The organism is Pseudoalteromonas sp. 10-33 (assembly GCF_001469195.1).
Classification (GTDB): Bacteria; Pseudomonadota; Gammaproteobacteria; order Enterobacterales; family Alteromonadaceae; genus Pseudoalteromonas.
The window spans coordinates 1-21,906 of sequence record NZ_LOFI01000026.1 but is presented as its reverse complement, the minus strand read 5'-3'; the positions used below and the strand labels follow the sequence as shown (position 1 = coordinate 21,906).

General features: G+C 39.7%; 17 protein-coding genes, 8 tRNA genes, 1 rRNA gene and 1 pseudogene. 21 read left to right on the top strand and 6 right to left on the bottom strand.

Annotation, left to right across the window (positions count from 1 at the left end):
- Window positions 1-47: 47 nt before the first annotated feature.
- Together ATS76_RS15525 and ATS76_RS15520 are read right to left on the bottom strand one after the other, a co-directional pair.
- Window positions 48-791: a DUF3307 domain-containing protein gene (locus ATS76_RS15525; RefSeq protein WP_058552805.1), complete on the bottom strand. Its 744-nt coding sequence runs from the start codon at window positions 789-791 to the stop codon at window positions 48-50.
- Window positions 791-1,414, bottom strand: coding sequence for a hypothetical protein (locus tag ATS76_RS15520; protein WP_058552804.1), 624 nt, complete (start codon window positions 1,412-1,414; stop codon window positions 791-793). Before ATS76_RS15520 ends, ATS76_RS15525 begins: the two co-directional genes overlap by 1 nt.
- 148 nt (window positions 1,415-1,562) lie before the next feature.
- On the opposite strand from ATS76_RS15520, the gene ATS76_RS15515 reads away from it, so the two are divergent.
- The 8 genes from ATS76_RS15515 to ATS76_RS15480 all read left to right on the top strand — a co-directional run bounded on the left by ATS76_RS15515 (window position 1,563) and on the right by ATS76_RS15480 (window position 10,080).
- Entirely contained in the window at window positions 1,563-2,066 is a 504-nt protein-coding gene (locus tag ATS76_RS15515) for a LabA-like NYN domain-containing protein (protein ID WP_058552803.1), read from the top strand.
- A 163-nt stretch (window positions 2,067-2,229) separates the two neighbouring features.
- Window positions 2,230-3,150 (top strand): NAD(+) diphosphatase, encoded by a 921-nt coding sequence (gene nudC, locus ATS76_RS15510; protein ID WP_058552802.1) that lies wholly within the window; start codon window positions 2,230-2,232, stop codon window positions 3,148-3,150.
- A 9-nt stretch (window positions 3,151-3,159) separates the two neighbouring features.
- On the top strand, window positions 3,160-4,341 hold the full coding sequence (locus tag ATS76_RS15505; RefSeq protein WP_058552801.1) for a cystathionine beta-lyase: 1,182 nt from the start codon (window positions 3,160-3,162) through the stop codon (window positions 4,339-4,341).
- Between the two features lie 144 nt (window positions 4,342-4,485).
- The gene (locus tag ATS76_RS15500; RefSeq protein ID WP_058552800.1) at window positions 4,486-5,313 is read left to right on the top strand and encodes an ABC transporter permease subunit; all 828 of its coding nucleotides are present in this window, start codon (window positions 4,486-4,488) and stop codon (window positions 5,311-5,313) included.
- Entirely contained in the window at window positions 5,310-6,218 is a 909-nt protein-coding gene (locus ATS76_RS15495) for an ABC transporter ATP-binding protein (RefSeq protein ID WP_058552799.1), read from the top strand. The genes ATS76_RS15500 and ATS76_RS15495 overlap by 4 nt, the downstream gene beginning before the upstream one ends.
- Window positions 6,218-6,592, top strand: a complete 375-nt coding sequence (locus tag ATS76_RS15490) for a PH domain-containing protein (protein WP_006794021.1) — start codon at window positions 6,218-6,220, stop codon at window positions 6,590-6,592. Before ATS76_RS15495 ends, ATS76_RS15490 begins: the two co-directional genes overlap by 1 nt.
- A 198-nt stretch (window positions 6,593-6,790) precedes the next feature.
- Window positions 6,791-7,579, top strand: a complete 789-nt coding sequence (locus ATS76_RS15485) for a putative porin (protein ID WP_058552798.1) — start codon at window positions 6,791-6,793, stop codon at window positions 7,577-7,579.
- A gap of 224 nt (window positions 7,580-7,803) precedes the next feature.
- A complete protein-coding gene (locus ATS76_RS15480) occupies window positions 7,804-10,080 on the top strand; it encodes an acyl-CoA dehydrogenase (RefSeq protein ID WP_058552797.1) in 2,277 nt (758 codons plus the stop codon).
- 63 nt (window positions 10,081-10,143) lie between these two features.
- Here ATS76_RS15480 and ATS76_RS15475 read toward each other — a convergent pair whose 3' ends face one another.
- Both ATS76_RS15475 and cysK read right to left on the bottom strand, forming a co-directional pair.
- On the bottom strand, window positions 10,144-10,578 hold the full coding sequence (locus tag ATS76_RS15475) for a hypothetical protein (protein WP_058405616.1): 435 nt from the start codon (window positions 10,576-10,578) through the stop codon (window positions 10,144-10,146).
- A gap of 143 nt (window positions 10,579-10,721) precedes the next feature.
- Window positions 10,722-11,690: a cysteine synthase A gene (gene cysK, locus ATS76_RS15470; RefSeq protein ID WP_058552796.1), complete on the bottom strand. Its 969-nt coding sequence runs from the start codon at window positions 11,688-11,690 to the stop codon at window positions 10,722-10,724.
- Between the two features lie 520 nt (window positions 11,691-12,210).
- On the opposite strand from cysK, the gene ATS76_RS15465 reads away from it, so the two are divergent.
- The 12 genes from ATS76_RS15465 to ATS76_RS15410 all read left to right on the top strand — a co-directional run bounded on the left by ATS76_RS15465 (window position 12,211) and on the right by ATS76_RS15410 (window position 17,636).
- Window positions 12,211-13,362 (top strand): dicarboxylate/amino acid:cation symporter, encoded by a 1,152-nt coding sequence (locus tag ATS76_RS15465; RefSeq protein WP_006794016.1) that lies wholly within the window; start codon window positions 12,211-12,213, stop codon window positions 13,360-13,362.
- A gap of 150 nt (window positions 13,363-13,512) precedes the next feature.
- A complete protein-coding gene (gene uvrY, locus ATS76_RS15460) occupies window positions 13,513-14,163 on the top strand; it encodes a UvrY/SirA/GacA family response regulator transcription factor (protein ID WP_058552795.1) in 651 nt (216 codons plus the stop codon).
- A gap of 9 nt (window positions 14,164-14,172) precedes the next feature.
- Window positions 14,173-15,996, top strand: coding sequence for an excinuclease ABC subunit UvrC (gene uvrC, locus ATS76_RS15455; RefSeq protein ID WP_058552794.1), 1,824 nt, complete (start codon window positions 14,173-14,175; stop codon window positions 15,994-15,996).
- A 42-nt stretch (window positions 15,997-16,038) separates the two neighbouring features.
- Entirely contained in the window at window positions 16,039-16,584 is a 546-nt protein-coding gene (pgsA, locus tag ATS76_RS15450) for a CDP-diacylglycerol--glycerol-3-phosphate 3-phosphatidyltransferase (protein WP_006794013.1), read from the top strand.
- A gap of 140 nt (window positions 16,585-16,724) precedes the next feature.
- Window positions 16,725-16,800: transfer RNA gene (locus ATS76_RS15445), tRNA-Gly, on the top strand.
- Between the two features lie 29 nt (window positions 16,801-16,829).
- Window positions 16,830-16,903: transfer RNA gene (locus ATS76_RS15440), tRNA-Cys, on the top strand.
- 36 nt (window positions 16,904-16,939) lie between these two features.
- Window positions 16,940-17,025 (top strand) — tRNA-Leu (locus ATS76_RS15435).
- A gap of 65 nt (window positions 17,026-17,090) precedes the next feature.
- Window positions 17,091-17,166, top strand: a tRNA-Gly gene (locus tag ATS76_RS15430).
- 39 nt (window positions 17,167-17,205) lie between these two features.
- Window positions 17,206-17,292: transfer RNA gene (locus ATS76_RS15425), tRNA-Leu, on the top strand.
- A gap of 50 nt (window positions 17,293-17,342) precedes the next feature.
- Window positions 17,343-17,418: transfer RNA gene (locus ATS76_RS15420), tRNA-Gly, on the top strand.
- 19 nt (window positions 17,419-17,437) lie between these two features.
- A tRNA-Cys gene (locus ATS76_RS15415) sits at window positions 17,438-17,511 on the top strand.
- Window positions 17,512-17,549: 38 nt separating this feature from the next.
- A tRNA-Leu gene (locus tag ATS76_RS15410) sits at window positions 17,550-17,636 on the top strand.
- A gap of 367 nt (window positions 17,637-18,003) precedes the next feature.
- Here ATS76_RS15410 and ATS76_RS15405 read toward each other — a convergent pair.
- Both ATS76_RS15405 and ATS76_RS15400 read right to left on the bottom strand, forming a co-directional pair.
- Window positions 18,004-19,600: pseudogene (locus ATS76_RS15405) on the bottom strand (BCCT family transporter).
- A gap of 146 nt (window positions 19,601-19,746) precedes the next feature.
- Window positions 19,747-21,162 (bottom strand): alanine/glycine:cation symporter family protein, encoded by a 1,416-nt coding sequence (locus tag ATS76_RS15400; protein ID WP_058552936.1) that lies wholly within the window; start codon window positions 21,160-21,162, stop codon window positions 19,747-19,749.
- 600 nt (window positions 21,163-21,762) lie between these two features.
- Here ATS76_RS15400 and ATS76_RS15395 point away from each other — a divergent pair.
- A 16S ribosomal RNA gene (locus ATS76_RS15395) occupies window positions 21,763-21,906 on the top strand; the annotation flags it as partial.

The following is a 21,906-nucleotide window of genomic DNA, read 5'->3' as shown; positions in this document are numbered from 1 at the left end:
AGCTCTAGTAAAAAACGCGCTTACTTTTAACGGTAGCGCGTTTTTTGTTAGTGTATTAAATACTTTACCATTAAACCAACAAACAAAGTCACACTTACGCTTAGTAGTGTGCCAAGCATGACGTATTCAGTAAGCTTTTTATCTTTACTAGCACTTAAGTCGCCAAATCTAAAGACCGACTTAGCTGCTAATAAAAAGCCAACACCAGCAAATTGATCAAGCAGAATAAAGCTTAGCATTAAAACGCGCTCTAACATGCCAATACTTTGCCCAGCAAGTACTAAGCTACCATTACTACTAAAGTTACCCGTTAAACGCTCTAGCATCATTCTAATAAATACAGCACTTGGGCTTAAAATAATTAAATAACCACACACAACCCACAACACATTTGGGTTAGTGACAAGTGAATATAGGGTTTCTAAAAATTGCGTGTTATCGCTCAACCACACGCTTATATAGATTATTACGGCTATATGGGCGAGCTGATCCAATAAAAAGGGCACTACACCTTTGCTTGAGTAAGATTTAGCTATATCAATAGCGTAATGGCTAAGCATTATAACGGCCGTTGCAATAACAACACTGCTAATTTGCTGCCAGCCATAAGTGTATTCCCACACGCTGATAATTATTGCGCTAGTAATGCCATGAACTAACACATGAAAATACAGTTTAATTGCCTTGAAGTGGCGGGTATTTCTGTCGTTAACCCAGCTCATAGGTTGCCAGTAAAAATCAGCCAGTAAATGGCCAATAATTAACGCAACAATTAAAAGCGAAAAAGCCATTAGCAACCTCCTTCAGTTATATTTTTTAGGATGTTGCCTGCATGTTTTAAAAACCGTTCGATAAGTTGGTAATGGGCTAAATTAAGTAGCTTGGTGACGTTTTCTCTGCTGGTTTTAAGATCTTTTGCTAAAGCTGCATGGCTGTTATCGGTACTGGTTAAATAGGCGTACAAAGCATTGGCTTGTTTTTGCGTTATTTTAGTAAGAAGTACATCAGCAAAGGCTAAATTAAGGTTTAAGCTTTCATGGATGTTTTGAGGGGGAGTACTCAATAAGAACCGTTGATTGGCCATTTGGTCAAGGCCATGACCTGAAAGGGTAAATGCTGAACCTGTAGCTGTTTTTATATCATTACGCGGGTTATCTATTTGCCCAATAGCCATACTTTGTCTGACTTCGTACCCCGATGCCTTTAAATATAAATAAATCAAAATGGCATGCTTAAACAAATACTCAGGGTTATTAATTTGTAGTTGAAAAGAATCGCCTCGATAAATATTCCACAGTGTACTCTCGCCCGATACACTGCGTAAACTTTGCTCTAGCTCATAAAGCATGGCATCGTACTGCTGTTTAGGAATAGTTTGCGATTTAATAATATCGCCGCTGATCACACCAATCATAACAATCCAAAATAGTTACTTTTAAAAATGTAACCAAAAATGGTTACATATCGCTATGTAACTAATTTAGGTTACTTAAAAGCAAATAGCAAGGTACACTAAGTCTTAAATTATTTGGCTATGGCTATTATTCTGACTAGGGCATTACATGACTTCATTAAACCCGCAGCAAAACATTAAGCCACGTGTAGGCATATTTGTTGACGTACAAAATATTTATTACACGTGTAGAGAAAGCTATAGAAAAAACTTTGATTACAATGCTTTTTGGCGAGTTATGCAGGAGCAATATGAAATCGACTGTGCTTATGCCTACGCCATTTATCGTGGAGATGAAAAGCAAAATCAGTTTCAAAATATTTTGAGAGCGATTGGTTTTGAAGTAAAACTAAAGCCGTTTATTCAGCGTCGAGATGGCAGTGCCAAAGGCGACTGGGACGTAGGTATAACCATTGACATGCTAGAGCAAGGAAAGAACCTCGATAAAGTAATTTTACTCTCTGGCGATGGTGATTTTGCACTGTTACTTGGGCATTTAAAAAATCAGTATAATGTGCCGTGTGATGTATACGGGGCAGATAAGTTAACCGCCGAAGTACTTAAGCAAAGTGCAGAGCAGTTTCATTTGATTGATGATAGTTTATTACTTTAAAGCTTAAAAAACAGAGGCTAAGTGCCTGCAACATGAGAGTTTTTAATACAGAGCCTATATAGTTCATTTAAACCTAATATAGGCTTTTTTTATTGTTGTAATCAATTGGGTTTACTAGGTGGTTATGTTAATTTTAAGCGATAACGAGTAATTAAGGATTTACATGCTCAACTACAGTGATATGCCGCTTGATAGATGCTCCAATGTGCGTAAAGACCTAACGTGGCTTAAAGCACATATGTCGTCGCAAAGCGTGTGGCTTTTGGTAAAAAACAACGAGACATTATTTGTTAAAAATACGCCTCAAATAATGTTTTTACCGTACGAGCAGATTGCACAGCTAGATTTAAACAATGCCCTATTTTTAGGCTTAAACACCACAAAAAATGGGGTGTTTGCCCTCGATGTATCTGATATTGACGACACAATTCTTGCCCCGATATTAAGTGGCGCAGAGTTTATGGATATTCGTAAGCAGGGGCCGCTTATTGATATAAAAGAGGGCTCGATTGCTGCACTTGCCCGCGGGCTTTGTTATTGGCATGCAACTCATCGTTTTTGTGGGCGCTGTGGCAGTAAAAACCACTTAGTTGAAGCGGGGCATTCTCGTTTATGTGAAAACGAGCGCTGCAAACACCCCACGTTTCCTCGTACCGATCCTGCGGTAATCATGGTTGTAACTAAAACGTTTACCGATGGAATTGAGCGTTGTTTGCTTGGACGCCAAGCAGTTTGGCCTAAGGGAATGTATTCTTCATTAGCTGGCTTTGTAGACCCCGGTGAAACTTTAGAGCAAGCTGTTGCCCGTGAGGTAAAAGAAGAGGCAGGAGTTGAGGTTAATGACGTCACTTATGTAGCGTCTCAGCCTTGGCCATTTCCTTCATCTATTATGCTTGGCTTTTTTGCAAAGGCAACGTCTGAGCAAATTAACGTAGATAAAGACGAGCTTGACGATGCTAAGTGGTTTAGCCGTGAAGATTTGGCAAATTTTGGTAACTGGCATGACGAAGGCGAGCATTTAAAACTTCCTCGTACTGATTCTATTTCTCGCTATTTAATTGAACATTGGCGTACTAATCCATAAGGAATAACCATGTCGAGTAACAGTAATAAAAATACTCAGCTTGTGTCGTCTGGACGCAAAAAAGCTTACACCCATGGTGTAGTAAACCCCGTAGTGCAGCGCGCATCAACGGTGGTATTTGACTCGGTTGCAGAACTTAAAGAAGCGGCAAAAAAACGTGGCGATAAAACCCTCTTTTATGGGCGTCGTGGCACAACCACCCATTTTGCATTACAAGAAGCCATTACCGATTTAGAAGGCGGTGAAGGGTGTGCACTTTATCCATGTGGGGCTGCTGCAATTAGCCAAGCGTTATTGTCGTTTTTAAAAACGGGTGACCATATTTTAATGGTTGATAACGCGTATGAGCCTACTCGCGATTTTTGCGATAAAATTTTAGCAGGGCTAGGAATTACCACTACTTATTACCCGCCAACAATTGGTGCAGGCATAAAAGAGTATTTTAAGCCAAACACCAAGGTGCTATTTTTAGAATCTCCTGGCTCCATAACTATGGAAATTCAAGACGTACCAGCCATGGTAAACGTAGCCAAAGAACACAACGTAATGACCATGCTGGATAACACGTATGGAAACGGCCTTCATTACCGACCGTTAGAGCATGGTGTCGATATTAGTATTCAAGCGGCAACAAAGTACATTGTTGGCCATTCAGATGTAATGATGGGGGTTGCAGTGGCTAATAAAAAATATTGGCCAACGCTTCGTGAACATTCTTATTTACTAGGTCAGTGTACAAGTGCTGACGATGCATATTTGGCACTGCGCGGTTTACGCACGATGAGTGTGCGTTTAAATCAGCATGAAAAAGCAGCCATAAAAGTTGCTAAATGGCTTGAACAGCATGAGTTAGTTGACCATATTCGCCATCCAGCCTTTGAAACCTGCCCAGGCCATGCGTTTTTTAAGCGTGACTTTGATGGTAGTAATGGCTTGTTTTCAATTGTTATGAAAACAGGGAATCAAAAAGCCATAGATGCATTTTTAGATAGCCTTCAGCATTTTAAAATGGGTTTTTCGTGGGGTGGCTTTGAAAGTTTAGTTACCGCTAACTTAACAATGAAAGGGCTGCGTTCAACCACCGGGTGGGATTTAGGACCGGTTATTAGATTGCATATTGGCCTTGAAGATATCGATGACTTAATAGCTGATTTAAGCCAAGCGTTAGAGGTATACAAGCTGCATTTATAACTATGCGCTTGTTACATTTTAATGGTTTGTTACAAAGCTCACTCTTAGTGGGCTTTTTTTTGCTGGTAATTCACGGTGTTTACACTTAGGGTTGTTATATTAGGCTTTAAACTAAAGCATGAGCAACGTCATTAAGGATAGTCAATGGCAACACCATTACCAATAAACGTAGGACGCTTAACCCAAATTGCGGGATTTGAGCTTGTACGTATGTTTTTAACTAAACGTGGGCTTATTGCACTTGCCGCATTTGCACTTGTTTGGTTAATTATTTTGCGCTACCCGATAGGACAAGCCGTGAGCATTATTAGCTCGCCAAATTTTGAACAAATAGCCCGTGATATTTCAGGTTCAATTGGCTTGAGTAAACTTCTTGATTGGCCTGAAGCCGAGTTTGCTATGTATTGGCTTATTGCTTTGTATAGCTTCCCTGTTTTTAGCTTATTTATTTGTAGTGACCAAACGGTGGGTGACAGAGAGCGCGGTACACTTAGGTTTTTATCATTGCGTTCAACCCGATTTGAAATATTGTTTGGTCGGTTTATTGGGCAATTAGCCGTATTAACGTGTTTGGTAGCAATTACTCTTGTGGCCACGTTAGCGGTATTAGGGTATCGCGATCCGAGTTTGTTGGTAGGGGGCGTTGGCCGCGCACTGTCGATATTTCTAATTCTTATCGTTACATTTGCACCGTTTGTGGCGTTAATGACTTTAATTAATACTTTTGCACGTTCATCGCGGTTATCAATTGTACTCGCTATTTTATATTTTACAGCGGGTGGAATTGTAGTGGGTTTACTACAGTGGCAAATACCTGCATTAAGCGTACTTGATTATTTATTCCCGGGTGTACAAATAGAGCAACTCGCCGGTCAAAACCTGCCATTATTAAGTGCCGTGGGAATACCACTTGTACATACTGCTGTGTTACTTGCCGTGGCTCAACGTATTTTTGCAAGGAGCTCACTATGAGTACACTAATTACAGGGCGTAACTTGAGTAAGTCGTACGGCTCTAAACTTGCGCTGAACAATGTGAACTTTGAAATTGAGCAAGGTGCTCCCGTTGCACTTGTTGGTCCAAATGGTGCGGGTAAAACGACGTTATTTAGTTTGTTGTGCGGTTATATATCGCCCAGCAATGGTGAGCTTGAAATACTCGGCCATAAACCCGGCAGTGCTGCATTATTTAATAAAGTAAGTGCCTTACCGCAAGATGCCCAGCTCGATCCGCGTTTTAATATAGACAAGCAACTTGCTTTTTATGCCAAATTACATGGTATGAGCACCAAGCAAAGTCACACAGAAGCCTTGCGTGTTCTTGATTTGGTAGGCTTGCGTGAAATTGCTAAAAACCGCGCAAGTGATTTATCTCATGGTATGCGCAAACGTGTAACCATAGCTCAGGCTCTAATAGGTTCGCCGCAAATTGTGATGCTAGATGAGGCAACCGCAGGACTTGATCCTATTCATGCCAGAGAAGTGCGTGAGTTAGTTTCAACGTTGAGCTCTGAAGCAACCTTTATTTTAAGCTCGCATGATTTAACTGAGCTTGAGCGGCTATGTTCCCAAGTGCTGCATTTAGACAAAGGCGTATTGAGTGAGCATCAAACAAAAGTAAATAAAACCGACAAACATTTTTACACACTAATGTTAAACGAGATGTATGAAAACGTTGAGCAACAGTTACAGTTACTTAATGGTGTAAGCTCTGTTTATATGAGCCAACACAAAGAGTATGTTATTGAGTATAACCAATCTGAGCAGGCACTTGATATTGCACTATTACAGTTTTGCCACCAACATAATTGGCAATACAGACAGTTGGTAAATGGCCACACATTAGAAAATCAAATTTTTAAACAGGAGAAAGCATAATGGGTTTATTAAGCGGATTAATGGGTAACGCAAGCGAAGTTGATGATTCTGATTTAGAAAAAGTACTCGCTAATACATTAATAGAAGGCGAGCACGTAGAAAAAGCCTACAAAGTGATTCGCGATATGTTTATTTTTACTAATAAGCGCCTAATTTTAATTGATAAGCAAGGTGTAACTGGCTCTAAAATGGAAATGGTGAGTATTGCTTACTCAAAAATCACCAAATTTAGTAAAGAAAGTGCAGGGCACTTTGATTTAGATGCAGAGCTTAAAATTTGGATTGGATCTGACCCAACGCCACTTACAAAAGAGTTTAAAGCGGGCGATAACATTAATGAAGTTTACAGAGTAATTAGCCAACACGCTCTATAATTGTACATATATTTTAAGTAGTTGTTGACTAAATGTTGCAACTACTTTAATTTTTACAGTTTCTTACACCTCCTTACAATTAACTCAACAAATACAAAGGTTTAATTAAGTTTTCATTCAGTTTCCCGGCGTTAGCATGTGCCCACTTTAGTAATTTAGCTAAAGCATAAAACGCAATGTACATAGGGAAGTCTTACAATGAAAAAATTAGCAGTTATTATTTCAAGCATTTTATTATCTAGCACTGCGGCTGCTGCAGACAGCTATCAATCAATTAGTAATCTAAGCTACAAAGACAGCGACAACAACGATACCGTTGCTGTAGATTCTATTTATTACCTATCGCCTAAAAAAACATTAGGCCCGTACGACCAATTTGAATACATTAATAAGCAAAGCAACATTTACGGCGCATACGCTGATGACGACTTTAGCGATACAACGTCAGTGGGTGGTGAGTACTTTATTAATGAGTTTGTTATTGGTGCGTCATACACAAACCTTGATGTTGGCAATCATAACGAAGCTTATACAATTTCAGGTGGTTACTTTTTTAACCCAGACCTGCTTGCAAAAGTGACGCTAGTTGAAAATAAAGATGGCGAAGACTTTGCTTTATTCGATTTAGCGTATAACCATATGCTAAACACTACCGATTACATTGGCGTAACGGTAACATCTGATGATGACTTTGATTACCGCGCCGTCGCAGCTAAATACTTTATTGATTTACAGCAAGGTAACTACCTAACGTTTGAAGGTAAATACGAAAGTATTGATGACGCTGAGAACCAATGGGTGGCAGAAACGAATTACTATTTTTCAAAAGCGACCTCTGTATTTGCAAGCTACGATAAACAAGATACGTACAGTTTTGGCGCTCAGCACTTTATTAACAAAAATATTGGTCTTAAAGTAGGTTACGAGAATAATGCTGATGATTCTGATAACGATGCGTACTTTGCTAATATGCGTTTTCAGTTTTAATTAAGCGTTTAATCGCATAAATTAAATCAGTTAAGTAGCAAAAAGCCCACATTTGTGGGCTTTTTGCTGTGTGTAATAAATGTGTAATCCTACTTATCGTTATATTTTAAATTGCAATTAGCTAGGCTCATCATTTTAGTGGCACTCGACTGGCTACCCATTGTATTTAAACTAAGATGGGCCATACTTAGGGTATTATTTTTTAATGTGAAAGGAATGTACGCATGTCGGTATTTATCATTTTACTGGTTGTAATAGTGGTTATTTTTGCTGTTAAAGATATTCGCCTAAACCTGATCAGTAGACCCACGTTTAAAATGTTTAAAAAAGTACTTCCACCGCTTTCGCAAACAGAGCGAGAAGCAATGGAAGCGGGTGATGTTTGGTGGGATGGAGAACTATTTAGTGGTAACCCTGATTGGAAAAAATTACACAGCTTTCCAAAGCCTGAATTAAGTGACAAAGAAAATGCATTTATGGCTAATCAGGTAGAAACCTTAATGGCCATGCTTGATGATTACCAAATAGTGCAAAAAGATAAAGACCTGCCAAAAGAGGTGTGGGAATACTTAAAAACAGAAGGTTTTTTTGCGCTGATCATTCCAGAAAAATTTGGAGGTCGAGAGTTTTCTGCCATTGCTAATTCGACCATAGTGTCAAAAATTTCAACAAAAAGTTTAACTGCGGCTGTGACTGTTATGGTGCCAAATAGTTTGGGGCCGGGTGAGTTATTGCTACATTATGGAACTAAAGAGCAACAAGACCGCTGGTTACCCACCCTTGCCAATGGCGAAGATGTACCATGTTTTGCACTTACAGGCCCTGAGGCGGGGTCTGATGCCGGTAGCATTCCAGATTCTGGCGTTGTATGCAAAGGGCAGCACAACGGCGAAGACGTAATTGGCCTGCGTTTAAACTGGTCAAAACGTTACATTACGCTTGCACCGGTGGCCACAGTTTTAGGGCTTGCCTTTAAAATGTACGACCCAGATGGTTTACTAGGAGACGAAAAAGAGCTTGGTATTACGTGTGCGCTTATTCCAACCGATCATCCGGGTGTGAAAACAGGTGAGCGCCATTATCCACTGAACATGGCATTTATGAACGGTACAACCTATGGGGAAGACGTGTTCATTCCGCTTGATTGGATTATTGGGGGTCAAGAATGCGCAGGACGTGGTTGGCGCATGCTGGTGGAATGTTTAAGTGCAGGGCGAGGTATTTCGCTACCGGCGTTGAGTGCTGCAACTGGTCATTTAGCGGCTAAAATGACTTCAGCATATGCCATGGTACGCCAACAATTTGGTGTGTCTATTGGGCAATTTGAAGGTGTGCAAGAGGCCCTTGCACGCATTGGCGGTTTAACTTACACCCTAGAGTCATGCCGATTAATGACGGCAGGCGCAATAGATTTAAAACTCAGCCCTTCGGTTGTCACTGCAATTGCAAAATATCATATGACTGAGATGGGCCGTACTGTTATGAACGATGCAATGGATATTCATTCGGGCAAAGGTATTCAGGTCGGGCCTAACAACTATTTAGCACATGGTTATATGGGAATACCGGTTTCAATTACGGTAGAGGGCGCAAATATTTTAACCCGAAATTTAATGATATTTGGCCAAGGAGCGACCCGCTGTCACCCATTTGTTTTAAAAGAAATGGAAGCCGCTGCTCTTGAAGATGACGATGCTGCTCTGAATCAATTTGATGGTTTATTAATGAACCATATATTATTTGCAGTAAGTAATGCCAGCATGGCATTTATACATGGTTTAACACGTAGTTATTTTGCAAAAGCGCCAGTTGGCGGCGAAACTGCCATTTATTACAAGCATTTAAGTAGAATGAGCAGAAGCTTGGCTATTTGTACGGACGTGGCAATGTTAATGTTAGGCGGTGAGCTAAAACGCAAAGAGATGATATCTGCCCGATTAGGTGATGTATTGAGCCACTTGTATTTAGCCTCTACGGTTCTAAAGCGTTACGAAGACGAGGGCCGTCAACAAGCCGACTTACCTTTTGTTAAATATGCGATAGAAACATCATTATTTGAAATAGGCCAAGCGTTTGATGGCTTTTTCAAAAATTTCTCAAACCCAGTTATTAATTTTGTGCTTAAACGTATTGTATTTCCAATTGGTAATCATTATGAAAAACCGAGTGATGAAATTGCACAACGTATTTGTGAACATATGACTCAACCCGGTGTGTTTAGAAATCGTTTAACGCATTTGTGCTATGTAGATGAAAACGCGGGTACTGGAATAATGGAAAGTGCATTTTTAGCTATGCACGATATGCAAGCCCAGTTTAAAGATTTAAAACAATGTCAGCGCAAAGGCAATATTCCTGCAACACTCGATATTGAGGGGGCAATTAATTTTGCATTAAATAATGACTTAGTAACGCAAACCGATGCCGATGCTATGCACCATGCCAATAAGCTACGTAAACAAGCAATAGCGGTTGATAACTTTCAGCACGGCGAGTTGTAGCTAACTATATGAACCATAAATAAAAAAGGCCTTAATGTGTAAGGCCTTTTTTAAATATAATGATTAACGTGCGTATGGGTCGGCGACTATTTTATCGATATACCATTTACCTTTTTTACGTAGCATTTTTACGCTTCGCATATCATCTATTTTGTTACCGTTTAAATAACCAGTAAAAATAAGGTTTATTTTAGCATTATCGCCATATTGCTCGCGCACACTCATGTTGGTCATATCAACTTCAATAACAACCTCATCGTACTGCATGTTAACTAAGTTACGCGTAAATTGTTTGGCTGTACCGTACGACTTCATAATTCGCGTAAGGTTGGGTGTAGCCATGGTTGTTGCTTTTTGAAGATCTTGCTGATTGTACAAGGCGTCAAAGTAAGCTGTTGCGGTGTCGCCGGGTGAATCACCAAGTTTTTTCACATCATCGCTACAGGCAACTAAAAACAAACACAGAATAAGGCTGACTAAATAGGTTATTTTTTTCATGTTAATTTTTGTTAGTTAGTTTTATTTAAGTGTGTGGTGAATTAGCTAATATGTAAAGACATGGAAGGTAAATAAAAAGATATTACAGAGTAAATAATAAAAAAGGATGCCTAGGCATCCTTTTAAAAAGTGGTAAGTAATGCTTATTGAACAAGCTCTTGGTCACTAAACTCTTCATCAAAGAGTGGGCTTGATAAGTAACGTTCAGTAGCACTTGGCAAAATAACAACAATGTTTTTGTCAGCATTTTCTGGTTTTTCAGCAATTCGTTTTGCTGCTACTACTGCAGCGCCTGAAGAAATACCTACTAGTATGCCTTCTTTTTTCATTAGCTCGTGTGCCATTGAAATCGCATCTTCGTTAGATACTTGCTCTGCAGCATCAATTAAGCTCAGATCTAGGTTGCCAGGAATAAACCCTGCACCAATACCTTGTATTTTATGTGGCCCTGGCTTAACGTCTTCACCGGCAAGTGTTTGGCTGATTACTGGAGAATTAGTTGGCTCAACAGCAATAGACTTAACGTTTAAACCTTTTTCTGTTTTAAGGTAACGACTAACACCTGTGATAGTTCCACCAGTACCTACACCCGCTACAAAGTAATCTACTTTGCCGTCAAGCGCGTCAAAAATTTCAGGACCTGTAGTCTCAAAGTGTATTTTTGGGTTTGCTGGGTTTTCGAACTGCTGTAGCAAAATGTATTTTTCTGGGTCTGTTGCTTGAATTTCTTTTGCTTTTTGTATTGCACCATTCATGCCTTTAGCACCGTCTGTAAGTACAAGGTTTGCACCCAGTGCTTTAAGTAGTTTACGACGTTCTAAACTCATTGTATTTGGCATTGTAAGCGTTAGTTTATAACCACGTGCTGCGGCAACGAAAGCCAGTGCAATACCTGTGTTACCAGATGTAGGCTCGATAAGTTCTTTACCTTCAGTTAGCTGACCTGCTTTTTCAGCCTCCCAAATCATCGATGCACCAATACGGCATTTTATACTAAAGCTTGGGTTACGCGCTTCCACTTTAGCGAATACATTCCCACCTGTAACACGTTTAAGTTTTACCAGTGGTGTATTACCGATACTTAGTGAGTTATCTTCAAAAATAGTAGACATAATGTTCCTTTGGATACAATCTGATCAACGTGCTAATAGCCTTTGCTACTAACTATATGTTGACACTTTACTGAGAGTTTAAAAAAATAAAAGTAAAGTTTGGCTATAAGATATATCGATTGAGCTTATAATTAAGTGAAATAAAAATCTATATTAGCGGTGCCTTTTGTTATTAGGTGCGCATATTAAGTTTAATGATAAGACGCTTTTATTAGTCATGGCGATTTTTTACTCATAAATAAACTAAAGAAAAGCGTAAATACTAAAGGCGTGGCCTTTATATACAAACATAGTAATACGCAATATTTTACGCGCTTTTAATTGGCTTAATAGGTTACAGGCTGTATGCACTAACAACCAATAAATTGAATGAATTTGGCGTTCGATAATTTACTGAGCGCAGATGTACTTTGTATATTGATGATTATTTATGCAAATAAACCTTAGTTCAGCGGTTTTATGACACAAGCTAATCAAAACATGATAAAAACGTTTATCTAATAATAATTGAGTAATAAAAATGAAGTTAATCTTAAAATTAATTGCCGGTATTGTGGCTGGTATATTGGTGGGCTTTTACGTGCCTTTAACAGGTGTTGAACTCTTATTCACGGTTAAAGAGTTAATTGGTCAAATTATTTCCTTCACTATTCCTCTTATTATTTTATTTTTTATTGCTTCGGGTATTGCCGGGCTTCCTAAAGGGTCTGGCCACTTACTTGGTAAAACGGTTGGATTTGCTTATAGCTCTACCGTTATTGCCGGCACGCTTGCCTTTTTGTTAGTCAGTGCTGTTATTCCATTTTTAAGTGGCGGTATTACTTTTGAAGCCGAAGTGGCCACCGAGATAGGCAGTTTTATTGATATAGAAATCCCACCACTAATGGGTGTGATGACTGCCCTTGCGACGGCTTTTATATTCGGGATTGGTATGAGCCAGCTTGAATTAGACACACTAAAAAAAGTATCTGATCAGGGTCGTGATGTAATAGATGCCTTATTGTCAAAAGTGATTATTCCTGCATTACCATTTTATATTGCAGGTGTGTTTGCTGAAATGACTGTAGCGGGCACAGTGGTTGATACGCTGCAAACATTTGGAGTGGTATTAATTGCGGCTCTTGTTATGCACTGGTTATGGTTAAGCGTTTTATATATTGCTACGGGAATTTTGTTAAAGCGTAATCCACTTGAGTTAGTTAAAAATATGTTACCTGCTTACTTTACTGCATTAGGTACTATGTCGAGCGCGGCAACAATCCCAGTATCTCTGCAATCAAGTAAAGCAAATAATGTAAAAGAAGATGTTGCAAACTTTACAGTACCTTTATGTGCCACCATTCATTTGTCGGGTTCAACTATTACCATTGTTACGTGTGCTATGGCTGTTATGTTTTTATCGCCAGGTATGGAAGTTCCATCGTTAATGGGTATGTTGCCATTTATTTTCATGTTAGGTGTTGTGATGATAGCTGCTCCAGGCGCACCGGGTGGCGCGGTAATGTCGGCTCTTGGCCTTTTAACCAGCATGCTTGGATTTAATGAAGGGGCAGTAGCGTTAATGATTGCATTGTACTTAGCACAAGATAGCTTTGGTACGGCATGTAATGTAACAGGCGATGGCATTATAGCACTGTGGGTTGACCGTTTTAGTGAAAAATCAGCGTCTTAAAGTGCTGGGCACATTGACACCAGTAGTTATAACTTTAGTTAATGTGCCAAAATGAGAGCGATAATATTAGTTATTGTTTCGCTTTAACTGTGTTAATGTGACAAATTGAATTATTTAGACGCGTATTGTTGAGTTAATGAGGGTATTGCATTGATTAATGTACTTTTAGTTGATGATCATGAACTAGTACGAACCGGGATCAGGCGCATTTTAGATGATGTGCGTGGGTTTAAAGTTGTAGGTGAAGCAAAAGACGGTGAGGCAGCCGTTCAGTTTTGTCGACAGCACACACCTAACATCGTACTTATGGATATGAATATGCCTGGCATGGGTGGATTGGAGGCAACTAAAAAGATTTGTCGCTATTGCCCTGATGTAAAAATTATTGTTCTTACCGTTAATTGCGAAGATCCATTTCCGTCTAAAGTAATGCAAATTGGTGCACATGGTTTTCTTACCAAAGGAGCCGGCTCTGATGAAATGGTTCGTGCCATTCGTTCAGTCCATGCAGGTCAGCGCTACATTGCGCCTGAAATTGCACAACAAATAGCACTTGCACAGGTTACTGGTCGCACAGACGAAAATCCGTTTCAGAGTTTATCAGAGCGCGAACTTCAAATAATGCTTATGATCACCAAAGGTGAAAAAGCACAAGATATTGCAGAACGCTTAAATCTAAGCTCTAAAACAGTTAATAGCTATCGTTACCGTATGTTTGAAAAATTAAACGTAGGTGGCGACGTTGAACTTACACATTTAGCTATTCGTCATAAGATGATTGACATAGACATTTCGTACTAATCCTTTTATATGTCTGAATTTGATCACGTACACTTTTTAAAAACGCTATCAAGCGAGCCTGGTGTATACCGCATGCTTGATAGTGACAACCAAGTTATTTATGTTGGCAAGGCTAAACAACTAAAAAAACGCGTAAGCAGTTACTTTAGATCCAACATCACTGATAGCAAAACCCGTGTTTTAGTCAGTAACATCAGTGATATTGAAGTTACACTGACTAATACCGAAACCGAAGCGCTACTGCTAGAAAATAACCTCATAAAAAAATATCAACCTCGTTACAATATTTTATTGCGAGACGATAAGTCGTACCCTTATATTTTATTAACGCACCACAAACATCCTCGTTTAGCGTTTCATAGGGGGAGCCGCAAGATAAAAGGCGAGTACTTTGGTCCATTTCCGAGTGCAGGTGCTGTTTCGGAAAGTTTGCGTTTAATGCAAAAGATATTTCCAGTTCGCCAGTGTGAGGATGCCTATTATCGCGCCCGAAGCCGCCCTTGTTTGCAGTATCAGCTCAAGCGATGTTCTGCACCGTGTGTTAATAAAGTTACCGAAGACGATTACAGCGAACAAGTTGATTATGTCCGTAAATTTTTAACGGGTAAATCGGATGAAGTGATTGCTGAGCTAATAAAAAAAATGGAAGCGGCTAGCATGGAGCTCAATTTTGAGCTTGCAGCAAAAGTACGTGACCAAATAATGCTACTACGTAAAATGCAGGAGCAACAGTCTATTTCGGGTAATTTCGCAGAAATGGATGTGGTGGGCTTCGCACATTTAAATGGGTTAAACGGCATACATTTACTCATGATCCGCGATCACAAAGTATTAGGCAGTAAAACGTATTTTCCTAAAGTACCGAAAGATTCAAGCGAGCAAGAGATTTTAACCTCATTTTTAGGGCAGTATTATTTAGCGCCAGGTGCAACAGGGCGTATTGCTAAAGAAATTATACTTCCGTTTGAAATAGAAGAAAGTAGCGCGCTAAGCGAAGCACTTACGCAAATCAGTGAGCGCAAAGTGGCGCTTAAAGTGGTTACGCGTGGAGAGCGGGCGCAATATCTTCAACTAGCAAATAAAAATGCGTTAAACAGTATTGCTGTCAAACAAAGTACACAAGACTCTATTAATAAACGCTATGCCCAATTAAAAGCAACATTACGTTTAGATGATATAGCACGGATGGAATGTTTTGATATCAGTCACACTATGGGAGAAAACACGGTAGCAAGTTGTGTTGTGTTCGATTCGCAAGGACCAAATACAAAAGAATACAGACGCTACAATGTAACCGGCATAACTGGTGGTGATGATTATGCAGCCATGGAGTTTGCTTTAAATAAACGTTACAACAAACTCGTTGATGAAGACAAAATTCCCGATGTTATATTTATAGATGGTGGTAAAGGACAGTTAGGACGGGCAGAGCAATATTTTGCTAATTGGTCTCATACTAAAATGCCTCTTTTAGTAGGGGTTGCAAAAGGCACAAGTCGTAAACCTGGTCTTGAAACCTTACTTATAGATGGAGGGCGTAAAACAATCCCGATGGATTCTGATGCACCTGCACTTCATCTTATTCAACATATCCGTGATGAGTCTCACCGTTTTGCAATAGCAGGGCATCGAAATAAGCGTCAAAAACAACGCACACAATCCTTGCTAGAAGAAATAAATGGAGTAGGTTCTAAGCGTCGCCAAACATTATTAAAATATTTAGGGGGCATGCAGGGAGTAAAAGCTGCTAATATAGAACAATTAAAGAAAGTTCCCGGGATCAGCCCTGACATGGCTGAGAAGATATTTAACCATTTACATGACAAGGGTTAGCCCTTCATGCGAATATAAAAGAAAAGACATATCCAAGTAGTTATGTGGAATATTCCAAACACACTCACAACATTTAGACTTTTTCTTATCCCCATTTTTTTGGTGATATTTTATTTGCCTTATAGCTGGGCTTTTTTTGCTGCCGCTTTTATTTTTTGGCTTGCATCAATTACCGACATACTTGACGGTTACCTTGCAAGAAAACTAGAACAATCAACACCATTTGGTGCTTTTTTGGACCCTGTTGCTGACAAAGTAATGGTGTGTGCGGCACTTGTGGCTCTCTCAGATCAATATCAGTCAATGTACATGACTATTCCTGCACTTATCATTATTAGTCGTGAAATTGTTATCTCAGCATTAAGAGAATGGATGGCTGAGCAGGGCAAGCGTGGCAACGTGGCTGTTTCAAATATGGGCAAAATAAAAACTGCTGCGCAAATGTTAGCCATCATTGGATTGATTTGGCAATATGATACATGGATGAATTATTTAAGTTTTGGACTACTCTATATAGCAACGTTTTTGACCTTGAGTTCTATGCTGCAATATTTGAACGCAGCATGGAGTGAATTGACCAAAAATTAACTGTAAATGTATAATAACGCACCGTTTTAGATAAAAAACAAGCAAACAGTTCAAAACTAGCATTTTTTGTATTGACGCGTTTAATAATCTCTGTAGAATGCGTCCGTGTTGAGAGGGCATAGCCCCCAAGATAACGAAATGCGGCACTAGCTCAGTTGGTAGAGCGCGACCTTGCCAAGGTCGAGGTCACGAGTTCGAGCCTCGTGTGCCGCTCCACGTTATCTAAGGTTGTACCCCAGTACTGGGGCGGAATGGCAGAGTGGCCATGCACCGGATTGCAAATCCGTTTACCCCGGTTCGACTCCGGGTTCCGCCTCCAATCAACGCTCCACATGCTTTAAATAGCAAACTCGATGCCCGAGTGGTGGAATTGGTAGACACAAGGGATTTAAAATCCCTCGCTCTTAGAGTGTGCCGGTTCAAGTCCGGCCTCGGGCACCACTTTGTGGTTTAGTTATATGCACCAACATATACCTTTTAAAAAGAAACTTTAGAATTAATATGATGCGGCACTAGCTCAGTTGGTAGAGCGCGACCTTGCCAAGGTCGAGGTCACGAGTTCGAGCCTCGTGTGCCGCTCCATATTAGTTTTATCCACTTGCTTTAAGTAGCAAACTCGATGCCCGAGTGGTGGAATTGGTAGACACAAGGGATTTAAAATCCCTCGACTAACAAGTCGTGCCGGTTCAAGTCCGGCCTCGGGCACCACTTTTAATTACTGATCAATTTAATTAAAAGTTTGATAAAATTTATTGTATGCGGCACTAGCTCAGTTGGTAGAGCGCGACCTTGCCAAGGTCGAGGTCACGAGTTCGAGCCTCGTGTGCCGCTCCAAATTATTTGGAAGCGTTAAGGCGGAATGGCAGAGTGGCCATGCACCGGATTGCAAATCCGTTTACCCCGGTTCGACTCCGGGTTCCGCCTCCACATAATTTACTCCACACGCTTTAATTAGCAAACTCGATGCCCGAGTGGTGGAATTGGTAGACACAAGGGATTTAAAATCCCTCGACTAACAAGTCGTGCCGGTTCAAGTCCGGCCTCGGGCACCATCTTTATTAAAAAAAAATTAAATAATTTCAATTTAAAATCCCTCCTCAGCTTAAAACACTTAAAGTTTGCTAGTTTAAGTTCCCACACTTTATTTTAACACCAACTTACCTCTAATATATTTTTTACTGTTACTGAAAAAAATCAGAACGATGATGATTTAATTACTATTGGCAATTACACCTGCATCTATACTTAAGTAAATCAGATATTTTTAACGGTGTAGGCGAAAATTTTGCCCTCTCTAAATGATGAAGTAACATTGGGATCTGACATTAGTGAACATGAATATATGTAAGGCGTGTCTATGGTAAATTTTAAAGTCGATGTGTAAGCGACCCATCAGGGCCACTTACAAAAGATGAACTGTTATTGCAGTTTACTTTGAGCTTTGTAAAACGGGTATTCACTTAGTAAGCCCTGTATAAGCGCAACGCACATTAAAATTAGTATTATTGAAAACGGTAGGGCAGTTGTAACGACTCCTGATTGAAGTGCTTGTAATGCTTGCGAGCCTCCAACCCAAAGTAATACTGCTGCTATCATACCTTCGACAGTTGCCCAAAATATACGTTGTGGCACTGGTGCATCTATTTTACCGCCAGCAGTTATACCGTCTATTACAAGCGATCCCGAGTCAGATGAAGTAATAAAAAAGACTAAAACTAAAGCAATAGAAATAATAGAGATAAAGCTAGAAAACGGAAGCTGTTCGTAAACTTGAAATAAAGTAACTGAAATATCAGTTAAACCGTTTTGTCCAAGTGGCCCAACTTTCTCTATAACTTGTGTAATTGCCATATTACCAAATACACCCATCCATACTAAGCTCAGCAGAGTTGGTAGGCCTATTACAACAAGTAAGAATTCTCGTACAGTTCGCCCTTTAGAAACCCTAGCTATAAACATACCCACAAATGGTGACCAAGATATCCACCACGCCCAATAAAATACAGTCCAAGAATGCACCCAGTCTTCATCGGGTCTATTAAAAGGGTTACTCAATGGCACAAAGTGTTCTGCGTATGCTTTAAGGGTAAACCACACGGCAGGAATTGAATCAGAGAATGTAAGTACGATAACAGCTAACAATAAAATAAACGCGCAGATTAAATTAACATTGCTTAGTACTTTTACACCGCCTCCAATACCTTTAATAACAGAAAAAATAGCAATACAGGTTACTAATCCAATAACTGATATTTGAAAAGCTGTGCCGAAATCTGTACCTAATAGGTAATTTATTCCACTGGTTGCTTGTTGTGCACCAAGCCCTAACGATGTAGCTAAACCAAATAAGGTAGACAGTACCGCAAGTATATCTATGATATGTCCAAGCTAACCCCAAGCACGATCACCAAATAAAGGGTAAAAAACAGAACGTATAGATAAAGGAAGACCTTTGTTGAATGCAAAAAAAGCCAGACTTAACCCAACCACGGCGTAAATCGCCCATCCGTGTAAGCCCCAGTGGTACATAGTTGCACCTAAAGCTAATGAATGTGCTTGTGCTGAATTTGCCTCAACTCCCATTGGCATATGATACCAACCGGTATAATAGGCTGTTGGCTCTGCTACTCCCCAAAATAGTAAGACAATTCCTATTCCTGCTGCAAAGAGCATTGAAAGCCACGACATGTAACCATGTTCTGCACGAGCTTTTATACCTCCTAAACGAATTTTACCTAAAGGGGAAAATGCCAAAACGCCGCAAAAATCACAAAGGCATTGGCTAATAGCATAAGTAACTATCGAATTGATTAATAATAGCGTCTTTAGTTGAAGTTAGTGCATCACGGGTAACTGTGGGGTCAAAAACTAAGGTAAGTATTACAAATAAAACGACTAAAAATGCGCTTATTCCAAATACAGGGTTATGTATGTCAAACCCCCATTTTTGCACATTATCCTGTCCAACTTGATAATCAGTCGTGTCGATACTGTACTTTTTTGTTACGTCATCCATTAGGTCTCCTTTTTTTACAGATAACTTTTCAATGCATTCCTATACGTCAATAAATATAAAGTAGTAGTAAAAATAAATCTAAATTTTTATATTTACTATAAATATTATAGAGCTAAAAAAGCGAGCCGGAGCTCGCTATTTAATTTTTATTTCCAGGCCAGAGGGTCGACCTCTTTATTTAGCTTTGGGTGTTTGCTTTTATCAAATGTAGGAGTTAGGCCTCTTTTGTGTTGTTCGTTGTAATCTTTTGAAAGCCATATCACAACACCTGACAACATGAAAAGTGCGATAACATTAACAATAGCCATTAAGCCCATTGATATATCGGCTAATGTCCAAATTAACCCAAGCTCACCTACTGCCCCGAACATAACCATTCCTAAAACAATCAAGCGAAATATAAACATTCCTTTCTTAGAGTTGTGTTCTAAAAACATAAGATTGGTTTCTGCATAAGAGTAATTCGCAACAATAGATGTAAAAGCAAAAAATAAAATTGCGATAGCAATAAAGTAGGTGCCCCAACTTCCAACATGCTCTGTTAATGCGGCCTGAGTAAGTTCTATACCCAACACCCCTGATTCAGGTATTAATTGTTGAGATAATAAAATAAGTGCAGCAGTCGCAGTACAAATTATAATTGTATCAATAAAAACCCCAAGCATTTGCACATACCCCTGTGAAGCTGGGTGAGGGGGATAAGGGGTTGCAGTTGCTGCAGCATTAGCAGCACTACCCATACCCGCTTCATTAGAAAACAATCCCCGTTTAATTCCTTGGATCATGGCTTGTATTACACCATAACCTATTGCGCCAGCACCGGCTTGTTCTATTCCAAAAGCACTATCTATTACCAGCATAAATACATCAGGAAGTGCGCTTAAGTTAACAGCACAAACATAAAGCGCAACACACAAATAGGCTAGAGCCATAAAAGGGACAACCATTTCAGCAAATCGAGAAATTGTTTTAAGGCCGCCAAAAATTATGATCCCAGAGCCAATAACTAAACAAAGACCCACAATATATTTTGGAATATCAAATGCTACTTCAAAAGCGGCTGCAATAGAGTTTGATTGCACAGCATTAAATACCAGACCAAAAGCTAAAATTAAACACAGTGAGAACAAAACTCCCATCCAACGCTTACCTAAGCCGGTTTGCATATAGTACGCAGGACCACCTCTAAAATTACCATCACTATCTTTAGTCTTGTATGCCTGAGCAAGTGTACTTTCAGCAAAACTTGTTGCCATACCAATCAATGCAATTAACCACATCCAAAAAATAGCACCTGGGCCACCAAGGTATAATGCAACAGCGACACCTGCCATATTGCCAGTGCCAACTCGGGCTGCTAGAGAAGTACAAAAAGCCTGAAATGAAGAGATCTCGTTATGACCACACTTTCGAGAGCCAAACATAACCTTGAACATATGTGGAAATTGTACGAATTGAATAAAACCCAATTTAAAGGTAAAGAATAAACCCGCTGCTATTAATAAGTATACGAGAACGTGACCCCATAAAAGGCCACTAATACTATTTATTATATCTGCCATAACTACTACCTGAAGACATGTGTTAAAAAAGTGACCGCAACTTACCATAGGAATGACCAAGTGTTTAGGATAAACGGCCATAAAAGTAGAGTTATCAACAGCGGGTTGTGGGTAACTTGTGTTTAGGGTGTGCGCTTGCTTGGGGTGTAATTTAAATAAGTTTTTTAGTAAAAAAAGGCTTGCGTTAAATTCGCGGCTCCCTATAATGCGACCCCACTGAGACGGCAGAGCAGGCAACGCTTAGCGAGGCAAGCAAACCACTTAGTGAGTCGAGTAAAACTTAGGTTTAGATTTTTATAAAGTTTAAAATTAAGTGTTGACAAAAACACAGGAAAGCGTAAGATTCGCTTCCCTTGAGTCGCTAAGGCAACTCAAACGTTCTTTAACAATATAAAGCAATCATCTGTGTGGGCACTCGTACAGATTGAGTTCTAACAGCCAAGCTACTTAGGTAGTGAGGCAAACAAATTAGAGTCTCAATTGAAACTGAGTGACCAACAGAATAATTACTTAGGTAGTTATTCAGCACAGTCAATTCAATATCGAAAGATATTAAATAAATTCAGAATTCATTGAGCTGTCGAAAGACATAAAACTTTTTAATTGAAGAGTTTGATCATGGCTCAGATTGAACGCTGGCGGCAGGCCTAACACATGCAAGTCGAGCGGTAACAGAGAGGTGCTTGCACCTTTGCTGACGAGCGGCGGACGGGTGAGTAATGCTTGGGAACATGCCTTGAGGTG

Excerpts from the sequence above, each read along its gene's own strand:
- ATS76_RS15525 (WP_058552805.1), bottom strand. The coding sequence starts at position 791 with ATGGCTTTTTCGCTTTTAATTGTTGCGTTAATTATTGGCCATTTACTG.
- ATS76_RS15520 (WP_058552804.1), bottom strand. The coding sequence starts at position 1,414 with ATGATTGGTGTGATCAGCGGCGATATTATTAAATCGCAAACTATTCCT.
- ATS76_RS15515 (WP_058552803.1), top strand. The coding sequence starts at position 1,563 with ATGACTTCATTAAACCCGCAGCAAAACATTAAGCCACGTGTAGGCATA.
- nudC (WP_058552802.1), top strand. The coding sequence starts at position 2,230 with ATGCTCAACTACAGTGATATGCCGCTTGATAGATGCTCCAATGTGCGT.
- ATS76_RS15505 (WP_058552801.1), top strand. The coding sequence starts at position 3,160 with ATGTCGAGTAACAGTAATAAAAATACTCAGCTTGTGTCGTCTGGACGC.
- ATS76_RS15500 (WP_058552800.1), top strand. The coding sequence starts at position 4,486 with ATGGCAACACCATTACCAATAAACGTAGGACGCTTAACCCAAATTGCG.
- ATS76_RS15495 (WP_058552799.1), top strand. The coding sequence starts at position 5,310 with ATGAGTACACTAATTACAGGGCGTAACTTGAGTAAGTCGTACGGCTCT.
- ATS76_RS15490 (WP_006794021.1), top strand. The coding sequence starts at position 6,218 with ATGGGTTTATTAAGCGGATTAATGGGTAACGCAAGCGAAGTTGATGAT.
- ATS76_RS15485 (WP_058552798.1), top strand. The coding sequence starts at position 6,791 with ATGAAAAAATTAGCAGTTATTATTTCAAGCATTTTATTATCTAGCACT.
- ATS76_RS15480 (WP_058552797.1), top strand. The coding sequence starts at position 7,804 with ATGTCGGTATTTATCATTTTACTGGTTGTAATAGTGGTTATTTTTGCT.
- ATS76_RS15475 (WP_058405616.1), bottom strand. The coding sequence starts at position 10,578 with ATGAAAAAAATAACCTATTTAGTCAGCCTTATTCTGTGTTTGTTTTTA.
- cysK (WP_058552796.1), bottom strand. The coding sequence starts at position 11,690 with ATGTCTACTATTTTTGAAGATAACTCACTAAGTATCGGTAATACACCA.
- ATS76_RS15465 (WP_006794016.1), top strand. The coding sequence starts at position 12,211 with ATGAAGTTAATCTTAAAATTAATTGCCGGTATTGTGGCTGGTATATTG.
- uvrC (WP_058552794.1), top strand. The coding sequence starts at position 14,173 with ATGTCTGAATTTGATCACGTACACTTTTTAAAAACGCTATCAAGCGAG.
- pgsA (WP_006794013.1), top strand. The coding sequence starts at position 16,039 with ATGTGGAATATTCCAAACACACTCACAACATTTAGACTTTTTCTTATC.
- ATS76_RS15400 (WP_058552936.1), bottom strand. The coding sequence starts at position 21,162 with ATGGCAGATATAATAAATAGTATTAGTGGCCTTTTATGGGGTCACGTT.